Source organism: Halalkalibacillus halophilus DSM 18494 (assembly GCF_000423105.1).
Lineage (GTDB): Bacteria > Bacillota > Bacilli > Bacillales > Alkalibacillaceae > Halalkalibacillus > Halalkalibacillus halophilus.
Map to the genome: position 1 here is coordinate 184,894 of NZ_AUHI01000004.1, position 17,224 is coordinate 202,117.

Sequence of the window (17,224 nt, forward strand, 5' to 3'; positions counted from 1 at the left end):
CTATGCTATTAAAAAGCAAAAAGCAGTTTATATTTTTTATTGTAGTTATCGCGTTAGCAATATTTCTCTCCTATTACCGAATGGACTACTATATCTATCAGCCAGGTGATACAACCTCCTTATCTTCAGTAGTTGATATAGATGGGAGTTATGAAAGTGAGGGAGATTTACATTTAGTAACGGTAAGGGGAGGTCAAGCAACTCCGATCTATTACATATGGGCTCAAATCCGTCCCCATTATGACATTGTCGACTTAGAGACAGTAAGACCTGAAGGAATTACTCAGGAAGAATACATGGAAACACAATTGCACTATATGGAGAACTCACAAGAAGCCGCGACGGTTGTAGCCTTTGAAGCTGCAGGTGGAGATCTAACCATAAATTATCAAGGTGCTTACGTTGCTTTAGTGGTAGATGATATGCCTGCTGATGGAAATTTAGAAATGGGAGACGAAATTTTAGAGGTGGACGACATCCCAGTTGAATCAGCGGAGCAAATTGTAGAGTACACTCAAGAATTAAATGTTGGCGATCCAATTGAAGTGACGGTACTTAGAGATGATCAGGAAATCACAGTGACGTTTGAATTAGAAGGTTTCCCAGACGATCCGGAAAGACCTGGTATGGGAATATCTATCGTAACTGATAGAGATGTAGAAGTTAATCCTGAAGTGAGATATGATAGTGGACAGATTGGCGGGCCAAGTGCTGGATTGATGTTTGCTTTGGAAGTTTATAATCGACTAACCGAAGAAGACATCACAAAAGGTCTTACAATTGTAGGTAGCGGTGAAATTGATTATGAAGGTAATATTCACAGAATAGGTGGAGTGGATAAGAAGGTTGTTTCAGCTGAAAGAGAAAATGCAAGCGTGTTTTTTGCAGCTAATGAAGGCGGAAGAGAAGGATCTAATTATGAAGAAGCTAAAAGACAAGCAGAAGAGATTGATGCTAACTTAGAAGTGGTACCTGTAGACACATTTCAAGATGCAATAGATTATTTAGAACAGCTTCCAGAAGCAAACTAGAATTGTGAATTAATTAAAATAAAACTGAGATAAAAGTGATCAGGTAGGGAAAATGTCGAACGTATCAACTAGAGCATGTAAAACGCCATTTTGAAATAGAGATGTTCCTTGTACGGTCATTTTCCTAATAGTTTACTTTTATCCCAGCATTCAATTGATTTTTCTTATTCCTTCATTAAAATAGGTCCAGTAAGTTCTTGTTTCATTAACTTTTTTCGTACAACAGGCTTTAGACAAGCATAATATGCATTGGAAGCACGCTCTTCTATATCCATGAGGGGGTGCTTTATTTCTTGAATGTTTGAAATTAGAGGAATATCTAATTTCTTTTTTGTTGATTTATAAATGAACGCCCTTGGTTATTCATGCCTAGAATTCTCACATAAGGAAGCAGTTCACCAATATAGGTATCCATATCTTCCTTCGTTGTGTGAGTTAATAGGTGAATAAACATTCTTTGAAGTCTCGTCCATGTGTATCGTTTGGTTTTTAATAACTGCATCCAATGCTCAAAAGTAGTTGCAGTCTTAGAAGTTTCTTTTAATCGATACTCTAGACCTTCAATCATTCCGTGATATAAACGTAACTCTTGAACTGATTTTATTTGTACTAAATATTGTAAGAAATCAAAGTAGGTTTCAAATGCATGCCATTTCCCGTTTTGAGTTAAATAATTCTCTAAAACCTCAATAGTTGCTGGAGGTAGTGCTGCATTTGCTTTTGAAGTGATCATATTTTCTTGAATGATTTCTTTTCTAATGCTAGTCGCACTTGCGATGCTTGTATCAATGTGTTGGTCATGATAGTGGTTTTCTGTTCTCTTTATAGTATGGATGTCCATGGAAGCGTTTAATTCTTTAGCTGCTTTTACATAACTAAAACCGAGAATATTATTCGGTTGACTTAAGTCCAATTCTCCTTCTGTTAACCCAATGGACTCATAAGCATAAGTGCTTGCTTTAGGAAATGAAAACCCTTCGTCTAAATATCTATGTAAAATCGATTGAAATTTGTTTTCATGTTCTTTAAAATGCAAGTACCCCTTCATAAATGGGTCGATTTTACCGGATTCACTTCCAAAACAAACTGTATCAACATTTAGTGCTTGAAGTACTGCAATAGATCCATGTGCAAATAAATCAGCAGATTGGACAGCATATAAATAAGGAAGTTCAATTACGAGGTCGACACCATTTTTAAGAGCCGCTCTTGTGCGGGAGAACTTGTCAATAATTGCAGGCTCGCCACGTTGAAGAAAATTACCGCTCATAACTGCGACTGTAATGTCAGCGTTGGTTTCTTCTTTGGACTGAGTTACATGGTAGAGATGTCCATTATGAAATGGGTTATATTCAACTACTACACCGCATGCACGCACTTTATCACATCCTATAATAAATTATTAGTAAAATAAGTGTATCATGTACGTTGCTTTTTTTGTAAAATGAATAATAATTTTAGACGTTAGACTCGAACTATTATATAATAGAGTTTCATGCTATCTTGCTGTTAAGAAAAAATGTTGACAAAAGTAGTTTTTCCTTTTAAAATAACTCTTGTTGCCTTGAGGTGATTATAATGAAAATTGCATTACAACGAATAAAGGTAAATGAGCCTTATTCTTTCTCGGAAACAGTGGACGTGTCAGAGCTTGAACAGATGGATAATGATATCCGCCATATTGGAGAAGTGAATGTAAATGGAGATGCAAATGTAGACAAAGATCTATACCATTTCCGCATTCGAATAAAGGGGACGATGGTCTTGCCGTGTGCTCGAACATTAGTGGATGTGCCCTATCCATTTGAAGTTGAAGTCTATGAACAATTTACTACTGCGAGCTATAAAGCATCAGAAGAAGAAGAAATTCATTTTGTTGACCGAGAAGTCCTTGACTTAATGCCTTATATCAAGGAAAATATTCTATTGGAAGTACCACTTCGTGTATTCAGTAATGATACTCAAATTGAAGATGTTGTACCTGAACAAGAAGGGTTTACTGTTTTGGAAGAAGATACTTATCTAGAGCAGGAAGCAATTCAACATGAAAAATTTGAAGAAGAATCAAAAGAAAAAGTGGATCCTCGACTTTCGTCATTAAAGGATTATTTTAATAATAACGAATGATAAGTTTGATTCCCTAGTGGAAGAGGATTGTTTTTAATTTAAGGGAGGTGTAACACATGGCAGTACCAAAGAGAAAAACTTCTAAAAAAGTTAAGCGCCAGCGTCGTACGCACAAAAAGCTTTCGTTACCAGGTTTGGTAGAATGTAAAAATTGTGGGGATCACGTAAAACAACACCACGTCTGTAAATCATGTGGGCATTACAACGGGAAAGAAGTTGTTGAACAGTAATTTTGAAATGGATGTCTCTATTGGAGGCATCTTTTTTTATACATAGAATGAAGCATGTCTAATTAAAATCATACATACTAAACCAGGCATCTGGTTATATAACTTTAATGGAAGAAGGTAATTTTTTGAGTAATAAAGTAGTCTTAAGACATTATGAAAAATATTCCGTACTTACTATAAATAGACCTGAGAAAAGGAATGCTATTTCCTCCGATGTGATTGCATTGTTAGACAGATGTTTAGATGAAATAATTGCTAGTCCATCCACAAGATTATTAATCATAAATGGTAGCGGTAATCAGGCTTTTTGTGCAGGTGGTGATTTAAATGAATTTCATGGGGATATGTCTGAAGAAGAGGCTTATACACTGCTTTCTTCCATGCAGCATGTTTTGTGGAAGTTATTCACCTTACCAATTCCAACCATTGCTTGGATGAATGGCAGTGCGCGTGGTGGTGGTATGGAAATTGCTTCAGCTTGTGATTTTCGATTTGTGAGACCTGACTCAAGTTATGGCTTCACCCAAGGTCAATTAGGTATTGCGACTGGTTGGGGAGGGGGAACTTTATTATATAAAAGAATCGAAGCCCAAATAGCATTTTATTGGTTGATCGAAGCAGGGATTAAAAGTGCAGAAGAGTTACACTCAGCTGGCTTTGCCCAAGAGATAATGGAGGACGCTGAAATAGATGTTACAAACATTTTACTTCGACCTTTTACTCAAAGGAGTAATCAACAACTAAGGCATTGGAAGTCACAATGGTTAAGGTCTTTAAATCTTAATGAATTGAAAGATCAAATGAATGAAGAGGTAAGAGCGTGCAGTAAGTTATGGGTAAGTGAAGAACATAAGGTGGCAGTCAAAAACTTCTTTAAGAAATAAAAAATCCGAACAGATTCTATATGAATCGTTCGGATGAACATCTGATTAATCTTCTGTTTTTTCTCTCGCGCCTTGAGGTAGCCATATAAATGGATTTTCTCCGAAGTCACGTTCCATTTCATACGTAGCTGGTTGGAAGCCCATCTTTTCCCAAAAGCCATGAGAATTCACGCGTGCATTTGTTTTGATCGGTAAGTTAAATTCCTTAGCAAAAGAAACAAGTAGTTCACCGTAGCCGTTCTCACGATAACTTTCAAGAACTTCTAATTTCCATAATTGGAGAAAGTCTTGAGGTGGTTCGAAATAGTGATCATACTTTTGTCCAACACGATATAGACTCATTCTAGCAACTAATTCATCTCCAAAATAGATTCCATAAAATGGGGATTCACTATTATTTTCGATCATATTATTTTCTAATTCTTCAAGCATAGAAAGCTCCTGGATGCCGTACTCTTTAAACTTTTTAAATTCTTCTAATGTTTTGAAGTTAATTAGTAAAGGTTCTACTTTTACAGCCATTTCTCTTCCTCCTTCATACGTCTGTCCATAATTATAGTATAAAAAACCGGAACTGCAAATGAACTTACTTAGAATAAAACGAATGGTGGATTATCTTGTTATGATTTAATAGAATAAAGGGTGGGTTTAAAGATTTAAATAGACATGTGATCGTGAGGGGGATTTTATAATGAACATTGGGGTAATTGGAGCAGGAGCAGTCGGCATGCTAATAGCTGCAAAGTTTTCACAGCAAGGACATGAAGTTACATGCTATGTGAAACGAGAATCTCAATATAAATTAATCAACGATTATGGAATAATTTATAATGGAACTTCAGTAAAAGTTAAAGCGGCCATGTTCCCAAATATCACATCACATGATTTAATTATTGTAGCAACAAAACAACATAATATAGACGAAGTGATTGAACAGTTGTGCTTACTATCAAATAAGACGATATTATTTGTACAAAATGGAATGGGCCATATTGAGAAAGTGAAAAAAATACCAAGCCAAGTGTATATCGGTACATGCGATCACGGTGTAGAGAGAAAATCTGATTATACGATCCTCCATCATGGACAAGGAGAAATTAATTTTTCAGTCGGTGGTGTAAATGCTTTAGAGGAAAAAGATAACGTATTAAGCCGACTAAACTCAGAACAATTTCCCATTTCTCATGAACCAAATCTAGAGCGGATTTTGTATCGCAAGTTGGTTGTGAACTGTGTGGTGAACCCATTAACGGCAATTTTTCATGTTAAGAATGGTGCTATACTAGTACCTGAAATGAAGGGAATTGCATATAAGTTAACAGAAGAAGCATGTATGGTGTTACATATGAATCTTGATGAAATGTGGGATGAGGTTTTAAGAGTATGTAGAAACACATCTGAAAATATATCATCCATGTTAAGCGATATAATGAACGGAAATCCAACAGAAATAGATCATATGAATGGATATCTTATTGATCATAATCCTGATCATGTACTTTTACCTAGTCATGAATGGGTAGTCAAGATGGTTCATGCAAAAGAAAAATTAAAAGGAGAATACATGTTGTCATGATTACTACTGTGATTGCTTATTTAGCAACTATACCTTTTTTAACATTCTTTTTATTATTTATAGTTGTTAAAAAAATAACCAATAAAGCAACTCGATCCACAAAAATCGCTGCCGATTGGACATGTGTTTTATTTTTAATTTCGGTAAATGGTTTGGTTTTTATGTTATTTGATTATTCTATTTTATGGGAATCAGTATTGGCATATATGGTTTCCATAGCCATAGTACTTACTATTCAATGGAGAAATGAAGAGGAAATCTACTTGTTTAGGGCATTTAGAATTGTTTGGCGAGGAAGCTTTATATTGCTCTCTTTAGGGTATCTAGTATTAATGACTCTAGCAATCTATTTAGAACTTACATAAACAGATAAAGTGAAAGTCTGTTTCATTTTCGATACAATAAGAATGTTCTAATATATTTCTATTTTATAAAACATAAATTTCATAGTCTTTAGATAGAGAAAAGGAAGGTCGCCGGATGATAGGACATGCAGCTACTTTAAATAACCAAACAAAATTAATGCACGATTATCGTAATAGGGAGGAACTAATTTATTCCCATTTTGATTACGATCCCTTTCAAATAAAAAGTTTTCATGTGAGACATCAATCGTTGATGAAGAATAATTATCAGCGAGAAAAACTTGTAGACATCATTAAATTACAGCAAGAGAGGTTCGGTTCCTCTGATGCGACAGATGTAAGTTTGAATAAACTTCTTCAAGACGAGTCCACAGTGATAATTGCTGGTCAACAAGCCGGCCTACTCACAGGTCCTGCTTATACTATTCATAAAATTGTTTCGATCATTAAACTTGCAAAAGAACAAGAGTCGTACTTAAACAAACCGGTTATACCTGTTTTTTGGATTGCAAGTGAAGATCATGATTTCTCTGAAATTAACCATATCTACAAATCAACAGATGATGATCTAGAGAAGTTTTCAATAAATGATGAAGACTTAATGAGTGATAAGCGTTCTATTTCCGATCGTAAATTGCCAGAAGACATAAACCAGTGGTTAAATGAAATTTTAGTTAGTTTGCAGGAAACAGAAAATACTCATCACTTACAAGAATTATTTTTCGATGCTGCAAAACAGAGTGAGACGTATGTAGATTTCTTTGGAATTATAATAAATAAAATGTTTGAAGAAGAAGGTTTACTGCTCTTCGATGCTAACGCGAAGGAAGTAAGGGAAATCGAATCATCTTATTTCAATGAAATAATACAAAATCAACATGAAATTGCTACAGGAGTAGTAAATGATTTAAATGAACTTGAAAACAAAGGTTATCAAGTAGCCTTAGATGTATCTAGTAATGATGCACATTTATTTTATCATGACAAGGAAGGCAATCGTCTGATACTGGAAGTGAATGAAGAAGGTAACTTTCAAACAAAGGATTTAGAATTTAAGTTTACGAAACAAGAATTAATAGAGATTTCAGAAAATCAACCTTATTTGTTAAGTAATAATGTAGTTTCTAGACCAATTATGCAAGAGTTTTTATTTCCTGTTCTTGCTTTTGTCGGTGGACCTGGTGAGATATCTTATTGGTCAACGTTCAAATCAGCATTTTCTAGTTTATCTTTAGAACTGCCAATAGTGACCCCACGTTTATCTTTTACGTTGATGAGTAAATCAGATGAATTGTATTTGAAGCGATACGGGTTATCCTTTGAAGAATTAATTAATAATGGCAGTTACCCTTTTCAGTTGAATTGGTTAAAGAGACAAACTGCGCCACCATTAGAAGAATTACTGAATCAATTTAAAAAGAGTATCAACCAATCACATAAACCGGTGCAAGAAGCTGCGGAAGATATTTCCTCTGATATGTCTGCTTTAGCATCTACTAATTTGAAACGCATAGAGCAAGAAGTTGATTTCTTAGAAAAGCGAATGAATACGGAATTAAAAAGAAAAAATAAAGAAGTGATTGATCGATTCGAACAATTAAATGTAAGGTATCATCCTAAAGATGGATTACAAGAACGAGTGTGGAATATTCTTTATTGGTTAAATGATTATGGGCTAAGTTTACCGTCAGATCTCACAAAGATTCCACCAAAGTGGGAGCAAGATCATCAAATCATCATCTTGTAACCACTTTGTCCCCACTATTCCCCACAAAAAATATATTTAACAAATATGTTGATATATCAAGGTTTATAATGCATTTAGCTATAGGGCTAAATGCATTTTTTTTATTTTTTCTAAATATTGAGTGGTAGGAAGTGGAGGGATGTGGTAAACTGAATGAAAAGGTAGGCGACGTCTATGTTCATGGGAGAATTTCAACACAATATAGACACTAAAGGGCGCCTGATCGTCCCATCTAAGTTTCGGGAAGGGTTAGGTCAAACATTTGTCTTAACAAGAGGTTTAGATAAATGTTTATTTGCTTATCCTTTGGACGAGTGGAAAATTTTAGAAGAAAAACTTAAAAAGCTACCGTTAACAAAGAAGGATGCTAGGGCATTTACAAGGTTCTTCTTTTCAGGGGCTATTGAATGTGAAATAGACAAGCAAGGAAGAATTAATGTCCCGTCCCCTTTACGCAACTATGCGACATTAGATAAAGAGTGTGTCGTTATTGGCGTATCCAATCGAGTGGAATTATGGGATAAAGAACAATGGGATGCTTATGTGGAAGAATCTGAAGACTCTTTTGCTGAAATTGCTGAAAACATGATGGATTTTGATATATAGAACAGTGAGGTGCTGAAATGTTTGATCATTATAGTGTTTTAAATGAAGAAGTAATTAAAGGATTAAACATTAAAGAAAACGGCACCTATGTGGATTGTACACTTGGCGGTGGTGGTCATGCGAAAAATGTCGTAAAACAACTAAATGACCAGGGACGTCTAATTGCCTTTGATCAGGACCAGACAGCAATCGAATATGCAAAAGAAGTTCTTAAAGAATATGAAAATAGAGTGATATTTGTACACAATAATTTTGTTGAATTAGAAAACGAACTAAATCGATTACAAATAGATGGTGTAGATGGGATTGTCTTTGATTTAGGAGTGTCATCCCCTCAATTAGACGAAGGGGAAAGAGGTTTTAGCTTTCACCAAGATGCTCCATTAGATATGCGAATGGATCAAACCGCAGAAGTTAGTGCCTTTCATGTAGTGAATGAATGGGCGTATGAAGATCTAGTTCGAATTTTTTTCCGATATGGGGAAGAAAAATTCTCAAAACAAGTTGCAAGAGGGATAGAAAAGAAACGCGAAGAAAAGCCGATTCAAACAACCTTCGAGCTTGTAGATATAATCAAGGAGGCCATACCTGCTTTCGCTAGACGTAAAGGAGGCCATCCTGCTAAAAGAATTTTTCAAGCAATTCGGATCGCAGTGAACGACGAGCTTACTGTTTTTGAAAAAGCTTTACAGCAATCTGCAAGAGAATTAAACGTTGGAGGTAGGTTAGCGGTCATTACTTTTCATTCTTTAGAAGATCGAATTTGTAAACAATCGATGAAGAAGTGGAGCACACCACCTGAGGTACCTAAAGAAATTCCATTAATGCCGGATGAAGTACAGCCGCCATTTAAAATGATAACTAAGAAGCCTTTGATTGCTTCAGAAGCAGAATTAGATGAAAATCGCCGTTCAAGGTCAGCTAAGTTAAGAGTAGTAGAAAAGGTTACAGAATGGGACGAAAAATATGGATTAACTGAAAGGGGTCACTAATAATGGCTATTGAAAGAATCAGAGCTCATCAAACTGAAAATCCTCATCACATACCAAGAAGACAAGAAGAACCTACGATCCAACCAACACCAAAGAAATCTACGTGGTTTACGAAAGGGGAAAAAGTACTTTATACAGCAGGTGTATCTATTATGGCTATTGTAGCTACATTTGTAGTAAGTTATTCTTCTTCTGTAGATTCGTTAAATCGAGATATGCAAAACTTAAATGCTGAAGTTCAAGAGGTTCAGTCCAAAAATGTAACTTTACAAGCGGAAGTGCAGGAATTAAGTAATCCAAATAGAATATTAACTATAGCGGAGGAAAATGGTTTGAATATTCGTCACGCACAAGTGAAGCAAGCAAATAACACTCCATAAGGCGGGAGTTACATGAAAAGATTTAATAAACAAGGTTTAATGCTATTATTTGTAGTTTCCATATTCTCATTAATTTTTGCTATTATCGTCGGTCGATTTATGTACATCCATGTAACAGGTGAAGTACAATCGGTCGACTTAGTTAGTTATGCAGAAACTTATCGTGAAGCTAACGGAACATTGGAAGCTGAACGAGGTAAAATTTTTGACCGATCCGGAATGGTTCTAGCCGATAATCGTCCTGTTTATACGATGTATGCAATTCTTGACGAAGAATACTCGGAGAATTCACCTCGAGCGCTTCATGTCGAAGACCCGTCTGAAGTCGCTTCTGCTATTGCACCTATTCTAGACATGGAAGTTTCTGAAATCGAAGAAACGATTAGAAGTGGAATAGACAATGATCGATTTCAAGTAGAGTTTGGAAATAGCGGAAGTGAATTGAATGAAGAAACAGTAGGGGAAATCCAAGATCTTGAATTGAGCGGAATTAATTTTGAGGAAAGTACACAGCGCTATTATCCAAATGGAATGTACGCCTCACAAGTTATAGGGTTTACGGAAGATGGTGAAGACCAACCCCAAGGCTCATTTGGAGTTGAATTGGAATTTGATGAAGCATTAACAGGTATTCCTGGACATATTAGCTATCAAAGAGATAAGTATGGGTATAAATTGTTAAATGCAGAAGAAGTAGTACAACCACCTAGTGACGGAGATAATGTATATTTAACTATTGATCAAAAGATCCAGACATTTTTAGAAGATGCATTAACTTCTGTAGATGAAATGTACGAACCTGAGAGAATCATGGCAGCAGTCATGGATCCTAAAACTGGTGAAATCTTAGCGATGAGTAATCGTCCGAACTTTAACCCTAATACAAGAGAAAATATAGAGAACTGGTACAATGATGTGATTTCCTATCCATTTGAACCGGGTTCTACAATGAAAATTTTCACTTTAGCTGCTGCAATTGAAGAGGGTGTTTATAATGGGCAAGACACTTTTACATCTGGACGTTTTAGAATAAATGAAAACTACCGTTATATACATGACTACGAAACTAGTGGTTGGGGTGAAATAACGTATGATGAAGGTGTTCAACGTTCCTCTAATGTTGGTTTTGCCAAAATCTTATGGGAGCAATTAGGTCCAGAGCGTTTTCATGATTATTTAGAAGATTTTCATTTTGATCGTCGTACCGGGATAGACTTATCTGGAGAAAGACGAGGAAGTATTCAATATCAATATGCAATGGAGCAAATAACAACTTCATTCGGCCAAGGGACAACCGTTTCTCCAATTCAATTAATGAAAGCAGCAACTTCCATTGCCAATGATGGCGAAATGGTAAAACCTTATGTTATTTCTAGTGTAGTAGATTCTGAATCTGGAAATGTGCTTGAGAACAATCAACCAGAAAGTGTTGGAGAACCAATTAGTCCAGAAACAGCAGAAGAAGTAAAACGATTATTAGCATCTTCTGTGACGGAAGATGAAGGAACGGCTAATCGATTTGAATTAGAGAATTTCTCTACATTCGGAAAAACTGGAACGGCTCAAATTCCAGACCCGGAATCTGGTGGGTATATGACTGGTTCAGAGAATTACGTATTTTCCTTCTTAGGAATGGCTCCTGAAGATGACCCTGAGCTTATGTTATACGTGGCAGTTAAACAACCGGATATTGACCATTATTCAGAAGGTTCAATATCTACCTCTTACATTTATCGCACAGTGATGGAAAACAGCTTGCATTATTTAGATGTGAATCCAGATCAAGAAGGAGAACGCCATGTAAATCAAGCAGAAATACCGGACCTTATAGGTGCTTCTACTGAGCAAGCTGAGCAACAATTACAAGAACTTGGGTTTGACGTAGAAGTACTAGGTAATGGGGATGAAGTAAAAGCGACAAACCCTCCATCTGGTTCTGGAGTGCTTACGAATCAGAGGATCTTACTATTAACTGATGGAGAAACATCCATGCCAGATGTGTCTGATTGGACGTTACGGGAAGTGTTGGCATTAGGTCAATTGACCAATTTATCCATTGATTATGTCGGTAGTGGATTTGTCACAGAACAAAGCATTCAACCAGGAGTTACCATTAACGATGACCAAGTGCTAGTAGTTGAATTGAAAACAAAAGAAGAAATCAGAGACGCTAAAGAATCTGAAGATGAGGAATCAGATGAAGGTCAGGATGTAGAAGAAGAGGAAGAAAATATAGATAATGAAATGAATTAAATAGAGGACAGTGGTCTATTTGTTATCGCTATTTCATACGGTTAATACGAGCATAACTAGTTAAGGAGAGATGTTATGAAACGTATAACGAATGTTACAGTGCGAAAGCGAATGATCGCTGTTTTCTTTTTGATTTCGATTTATTTTTTAATTATGTTCTTTAAGTTAGGTTATGTTCAATTAATTACGGGTAGTGATATAACAGCAAGGGCTGAAAACCTTTGGAGCAGAGATATACCTTTTCAACCGGACCGAGGAAAAATTGTCGATCGGAACGGGGAAGTATTAGTTGATAATCAAGTCGCTCCAAGTTTAGCTATTGTTCCCAGGCAAATCGTAAATGTTGAAGATACAACAGACGCGTTATTAAACATTTTAGATGTTGATAGAGAAAAATTGGTAAATCATTTAACCAATGAAGCGTCTGTTGAAATGATTCATCCTGAGGGAAGGAAACTATCAAGAGAACAAGCTAATCAAATTAGAGAGTTAAACCTGCCAGGATTATACCTCGCTCATGACTCCGAAAGGGAATATCCCTATGGAGAGAATTTAGCTCATGTATTGGGTTTTACAGGTATCGATAATCAGGGCTTGATGGGATTAGAAGCTCAGTATGAAGATGTACTAGCCGGAGATTCAGGGGCGTTATCTTTTTATTCAGATGCTAAAGGTAGAAGGTTAACTGAGATGTCTAATATTTATAATCCGCCAGAAGATGGAGAGGACCTTCAATTGACGATTGACGCAAGTATACAAGCAATTGTTGAGAGGGAACTTGATCAAGCGATGGCTACTTACAATCCTGATCAGGCACTCGCCATTGTCATGGATCCTAATAATGGAGAAGTACTTGCTATGTCAAGTAGGCCAACTTTTGACCCTGCTAACTACCAATTAGAATCGCCGGAGGTTTATAACCGAAACTTACCTGTATTTAGTACCTTTGAGCCGGGGTCCACCTTTAAAATCATTACACTATCTGCTGCATTGGAAGAAAACCTTATTGATTTAGAAGAAGATACATACTACGACAAAGGGTATGTTCGTGTTGGAGGGTCTAGGTTAAGATGTTGGCATAAAGGTGGACATGGTCAACAAACTTATCTTGAGGTGGTTCAGCATTCATGTAACCCAGGTTTTGTGAATCTGGGTCAAATGCTTGGTAAGGACCGCTTATTTGAATATATAGAAACGTATGGGTTTGGGGAAAAAACAGGTATTGATTTACAAGGAGAAAGTACTGGTATTATGTTTTCAGATGAACAAATTGGTCCGGTAGAATTAGCGACCACCGCATTTGGTCAAGGGGTGTCGGTTACTCCAATTCAACAAGTAAGTGCAGTAGCTGCAGCAATAAACGGTGGATATTTATATGAGCCATCTGTTGTAAAAGGTGAAGAAAATAGTTCTAAGGAAACAAGTTCCAGAAGTGATCACTCAAAATTTAAGCGTCAAGTAATTTCTAATCAAACCTCAGAACTTGTAAGAGGAGCACTTGAAAATGTGGTGGCTCAGGGAACTGGTAGAGGTGCTTATGTAAATGGATATCGAGTTGGAGGAAAAACAGGTACAGCTCAAAAAGTTGGCCCGAGTGGTGGGTATTCCGAAAATGAACATATCGTTTCATTTATTGGGTTTGCCCCAGCGGATGACCCTGAGTTATTAGTGTATGTCGCTATTGATAATCCACAAAACACCATTCAGTTTGGTGGTGTAGTGGCTAGTCCAATTGGCGGTAGAATAATTGGGGATAGTTTACGGTATCTAGACGTACCGTTACGAGAAGACGGTTTAGATAAAGAATACCAATGGCCCGAACTGCCAGAAGTTGATGTTCCTGATTTAATAGGAGAAACACCTTCTCAGCTTCAACAGTACTTAACTAATATTCAAATTGATGTAGAAGGTGAAGGAGAACAGGTAATCTCCCAAACGCCAGCCCCTGGTGTGAAGGTTGAAACAGGGTCAACAGTTAGAGTGTATATGGGTGACGAGTGATAAATTTTTATTTTAATTTCGTTTTCTCTTAGTATGTTTGCTATAATATAGATAGTTTTATTAAAAATAATTATGTGTCACATTTATAGTTTTAAAGGAAACAAGTTTTTCATCAGAGTAATTTAATATAACAAGAAAACGATAAAGTCATTATTTTGTCATACCACGATCAACGTGGATGTGGAAGGATCGATTATTTATGTTACTAACTGATTTATCAAAGAAAATTAAACATTACCATATGCAAGGTAGCATAGATGGTATAACAATAGAGTCCATTGAAATGAACTCAAGGGAAGTAGAAAATGGAGCTTTATTTGTGTGTTTAGAAGGTTTTACTGTGGATGGACATGAATTTGTTGAAGATGCTATAAACAATGGTGCTGTAGCAATTGTTTCTCAAAAGCCAATTTCCGCTTCTGTCCCTGTTATTCAAGTTGCAGACACAATTAAAGCGTTAGCTATTTTAGCTGATGCTTTTTACGATTCTCCTAGCAACGAACTAAACATTATAGGTGTTACAGGTACCAATGGAAAAACAACTCTAACCTATCTTCTAGATGAAATATACACTAAAGCAGGTAAGAAGACAGCAGTAATTGGAACGATAGAAATGAAGATTGGTGATGACACTTATCCTGTAGCAAATACTACTCCAGATGCTTTATTCTTGCATAAAAACCTACGGAAAATGGTGAATCAAAACGTTGATACCGTAATCATGGAAGTGTCTTCACACGCATTAAGTCTTGGTCGTGTGTATGGCGTTGACTTTAATCGTGTTTGTTTTACAAATTTATCTCAAGATCATTTAGATTATCATAAAGATATGGATGAATATGCATACGCTAAATCATTATTATTTGCTCAGTTAGGAAATAAATTTTCAGATGAAAAATCCGCGATTGTTAACGCTGATTCCCCTTATAGTCGAATGATGGAAAGGGCTACTTCACACCCTGTGATCAGTTATGGGATCGATTCTAATGCGTTAGTAAGTGCTACAAATATTCATTTATCACCTCGTGGGTTAGTATTTGATATAAATACTTCCAACGGGAACTTTTCCGTGGAAACGAATCTGACAGGTAAATTCAATGTTTATAATATGCTTGCAGCAGTAGGAGTTGCAGTTAGTGATAATGTATCGACTTCTACTATTCAAGAAGCATTAGAAGCAGTAAAGGGTGTTCCAGGTAGATTTGAAGCAGTAAAATCAGAAGCACCATATACGGTTATTGTTGACTATGCTCACACTCCGGATTCATTGGAAAACGTACTTCTTTCGATTGAAGAGTTAAAGGAAAACCGCGTTATTACTATTGTAGGCTGTGGAGGGGATCGTGACCGTTCCAAACGACCTAAAATGGCAAACATAGCGATGGAATATAGTGACTATGTGGTGTTTACTTCGGATAATCCGAGGTCAGAAGAACCAGCTACTATTTTAGAAGATATGACAGATGGGTTAACTCAAACTCATTATGAAGTAATAGAGAATAGGAAAGATGCAATTAATGCAGTGATTGGTGAGGCAGATGAAGGAGATATCATTTTAATTGCCGGTAAAGGTCATGAAACCTATCAAGAGATAAATGGGATTAAACACCATTTTGATGACCGTGAAACTGCATTAGAAGCAATAAATAGTAATTTAAAGGAGTAACAATATGAAAATCTCGACCTCTTTCTTAAAGAAACAATTCCCAAATGTAAAAGGAAATTTTAATAATAACCTGTCTATTGAAAGGGTTTATACAGACAGCCGCGAGTCATTGAAAAATGGTTTGTTCGTACCTATTAAGGGAGAGCGATTTAATGCACACGATTTCATTCTACAGGCATACGAAAATGGAGCAGTAGCAAGCTTGTGGGATCAAGATGAGCCAATACCAGAAGACTTACCTGACTCATTCACCTTATATATCGTTGAAGATACTATTAAGGCATTACAAGAGCTAGCTTTAGCATATAGACAAGAAGTAAATCCTTATGTAATTGGGATAACAGGTTCGAATGGTAAGACTACCACGAAAGAAATGGTAGCTTCTACATTAAGCAATTTTATGAAAGTTGAAAAAACAGAAGGTAATTTAAACAATCATATCGGGCTACCTTTATCCATTATGGCGATGGATGAAGATACAGAAATTCTTGTACTTGAAATGGGTATGAGTAATTTTGGTGAGATTGAAACTCTGTCTAAGATTGCACAACCTAATATTGCAATTATTACTAACATTGGAGAATCGCACATAGAATATTTAGGTAGTAGAAAAGGTATTGCAAAAGCTAAGTTAGAAATTACAAGTGGATTGTTAAAAGACGGACTATTAATAATTGATGGCGACGAACCTTTATTACAACAACAGCATTTATTGAGAACTGTTACATGCGGAATGGAAGCTTCAAATGATTATACAGTTGACCAAGTAAAAATCTCAGATAAACAAACCTCTTTTTTGATCAATGGAGAGCCATTTTTCATTCCGTTATTAGGTACGCATCAAGCTAAAAATGCAGCTTTTGTATTTGCTGTTGGGAAGGAATTGTCCATAAACCCTAAAGAAATACAAACTGCTTTGTCTGCACTACAATTACCATCCATGCGCTTCGAACAGATAAAGACAGACAGTGGTGCATTAGTGATTAATGATGCTTATAATGCTTCTGCAACTTCAATGAAGGCTTCCATTGAGGTGGTAAAACAAATGAAGGCGAAGAGAAAAGTATTAATTCTGGGTGACATCTTTGAATTAGGCTCATTTTCTAAACAGGAGCACGAGAAGGTTGCACATGTAATAGATGATTCTATTGATGTCGTGTTAACTCACGGAAAGGATGCTAAATATATTCATGATGCATTAGGTAGCCATTTCACAGGTGACCATAGGTATTTTTCAACATTAGATGATTTAATGGATGCCTTAACTGGCTATTTAGATGAAGGCACAGTTATTTTACTTAAAGCATCAAGAGGAATGAAATTCGAACAATTATTAGAAAAAGTGCAAACATCTTAGTGAAGAGAG

The 17,224-nt window shown here is 36.1% G+C and carries 16 protein-coding genes; 14 read left to right on the plus strand and 2 right to left on the minus strand.

The window, feature by feature from the left end; all coding sequences use genetic code 11:
* Positions 1-2 precede the first annotated feature (2 nt).
* On the plus strand, positions 3-1,031 hold the full coding sequence (locus G532_RS0100960) for a SepM family pheromone-processing serine protease (protein WP_027963090.1): 1,029 nt from the start codon (positions 3-5) through the stop codon (positions 1,029-1,031).
* A gap of 319 nt (positions 1,032-1,350) precedes the next feature.
* Here G532_RS0100960 and G532_RS14540 read toward each other — a convergent pair whose 3' ends face one another.
* Positions 1,351-2,409 carry a nucleotidyltransferase gene (locus G532_RS14540; protein WP_245570099.1) on the minus strand — a complete coding sequence of 353 codons (1,059 nt, stop codon included), beginning with the start codon at positions 2,407-2,409 and terminating at the stop codon, positions 1,351-1,353.
* A gap of 200 nt (positions 2,410-2,609) precedes the next feature.
* Between G532_RS14540 and G532_RS0100970 the strand changes: the two genes are divergently transcribed.
* From G532_RS0100970 to G532_RS0100980, 3 genes are all read left to right on the plus strand, one after another.
* Positions 2,610-3,158 (plus strand): YceD family protein, encoded by a 549-nt coding sequence (locus G532_RS0100970; RefSeq protein ID WP_027963091.1) that lies wholly within the window; start codon positions 2,610-2,612, stop codon positions 3,156-3,158.
* 56 nt (positions 3,159-3,214) lie between these two features.
* Positions 3,215-3,388: a 50S ribosomal protein L32 gene (rpmF, locus tag G532_RS0100975; protein WP_027963092.1), complete on the plus strand. Its 174-nt coding sequence runs from the start codon at positions 3,215-3,217 to the stop codon at positions 3,386-3,388.
* A 125-nt stretch (positions 3,389-3,513) separates the two neighbouring features.
* The gene (locus tag G532_RS0100980) at positions 3,514-4,272 is read left to right on the plus strand and encodes an enoyl-CoA hydratase/isomerase family protein (RefSeq protein ID WP_169513888.1); all 759 of its coding nucleotides are present in this window, start codon (positions 3,514-3,516) and stop codon (positions 4,270-4,272) included.
* Positions 4,273-4,317: 45 nt separating this feature from the next.
* Here the strand turns inward: G532_RS0100980 and G532_RS0100985 are convergent, their stop codons facing one another.
* Positions 4,318-4,794, minus strand: a complete 477-nt coding sequence (locus G532_RS0100985; RefSeq protein WP_027963094.1) for an N-acetyltransferase — start codon at positions 4,792-4,794, stop codon at positions 4,318-4,320.
* Positions 4,795-4,963: 169 nt separating this feature from the next.
* On the opposite strand from G532_RS0100985, the gene G532_RS0100990 reads away from it, so the two are divergent.
* The 10 genes from G532_RS0100990 (at position 4,964) to G532_RS0101035 (ending at position 17,215) form a co-directional block, all read left to right on the plus strand.
* Positions 4,964-5,848: a 2-dehydropantoate 2-reductase gene (locus G532_RS0100990; RefSeq protein ID WP_027963095.1), complete on the plus strand. Its 885-nt coding sequence runs from the start codon at positions 4,964-4,966 to the stop codon at positions 5,846-5,848.
* Entirely contained in the window at positions 5,845-6,213 is a 369-nt protein-coding gene (locus G532_RS0100995) for a DUF3397 domain-containing protein (RefSeq protein ID WP_027963096.1), read from the plus strand. The genes G532_RS0100990 and G532_RS0100995 overlap by 4 nt, the downstream gene beginning before the upstream one ends.
* A 115-nt stretch (positions 6,214-6,328) precedes the next feature.
* On the plus strand, positions 6,329-7,960 hold the full coding sequence (gene bshC / locus G532_RS14545) for a bacillithiol biosynthesis cysteine-adding enzyme BshC (RefSeq protein WP_035512343.1): 1,632 nt from the start codon (positions 6,329-6,331) through the stop codon (positions 7,958-7,960).
* A 174-nt stretch (positions 7,961-8,134) separates the two neighbouring features.
* On the plus strand, positions 8,135-8,566 hold the full coding sequence (gene mraZ / locus G532_RS0101005) for a division/cell wall cluster transcriptional repressor MraZ (protein WP_027963097.1): 432 nt from the start codon (positions 8,135-8,137) through the stop codon (positions 8,564-8,566).
* A 17-nt stretch (positions 8,567-8,583) separates the two neighbouring features.
* A complete protein-coding gene (gene rsmH, locus G532_RS0101010; protein ID WP_027963098.1) occupies positions 8,584-9,558 on the plus strand; it encodes a 16S rRNA (cytosine(1402)-N(4))-methyltransferase RsmH in 975 nt (324 codons plus the stop codon).
* A 2-nt stretch (positions 9,559-9,560) separates the two neighbouring features.
* Positions 9,561-9,938 carry a cell division protein FtsL gene (ftsL, locus tag G532_RS0101015; RefSeq protein WP_027963099.1) on the plus strand — a complete coding sequence of 126 codons (378 nt, stop codon included), beginning with the start codon at positions 9,561-9,563 and terminating at the stop codon, positions 9,936-9,938.
* Between the two features lie 12 nt (positions 9,939-9,950).
* The gene (locus tag G532_RS0101020) at positions 9,951-12,191 is read left to right on the plus strand and encodes a penicillin-binding protein (RefSeq protein ID WP_027963100.1); all 2,241 of its coding nucleotides are present in this window, start codon (positions 9,951-9,953) and stop codon (positions 12,189-12,191) included.
* A 75-nt stretch (positions 12,192-12,266) separates the two neighbouring features.
* The gene (locus G532_RS0101025) at positions 12,267-14,192 is read left to right on the plus strand and encodes a stage V sporulation protein D (protein ID WP_027963101.1); all 1,926 of its coding nucleotides are present in this window, start codon (positions 12,267-12,269) and stop codon (positions 14,190-14,192) included.
* A 199-nt stretch (positions 14,193-14,391) separates the two neighbouring features.
* On the plus strand, positions 14,392-15,858 hold the full coding sequence (locus G532_RS0101030) for a UDP-N-acetylmuramoyl-L-alanyl-D-glutamate--2,6-diaminopimelate ligase (protein WP_027963102.1): 1,467 nt from the start codon (positions 14,392-14,394) through the stop codon (positions 15,856-15,858).
* 4 nt (positions 15,859-15,862) lie between these two features.
* Positions 15,863-17,215 carry a UDP-N-acetylmuramoyl-tripeptide--D-alanyl-D-alanine ligase gene (locus G532_RS0101035; protein ID WP_027963103.1) on the plus strand — a complete coding sequence of 451 codons (1,353 nt, stop codon included), beginning with the start codon at positions 15,863-15,865 and terminating at the stop codon, positions 17,213-17,215.
* Positions 17,216-17,224: the final 9 nt, after the last annotated feature.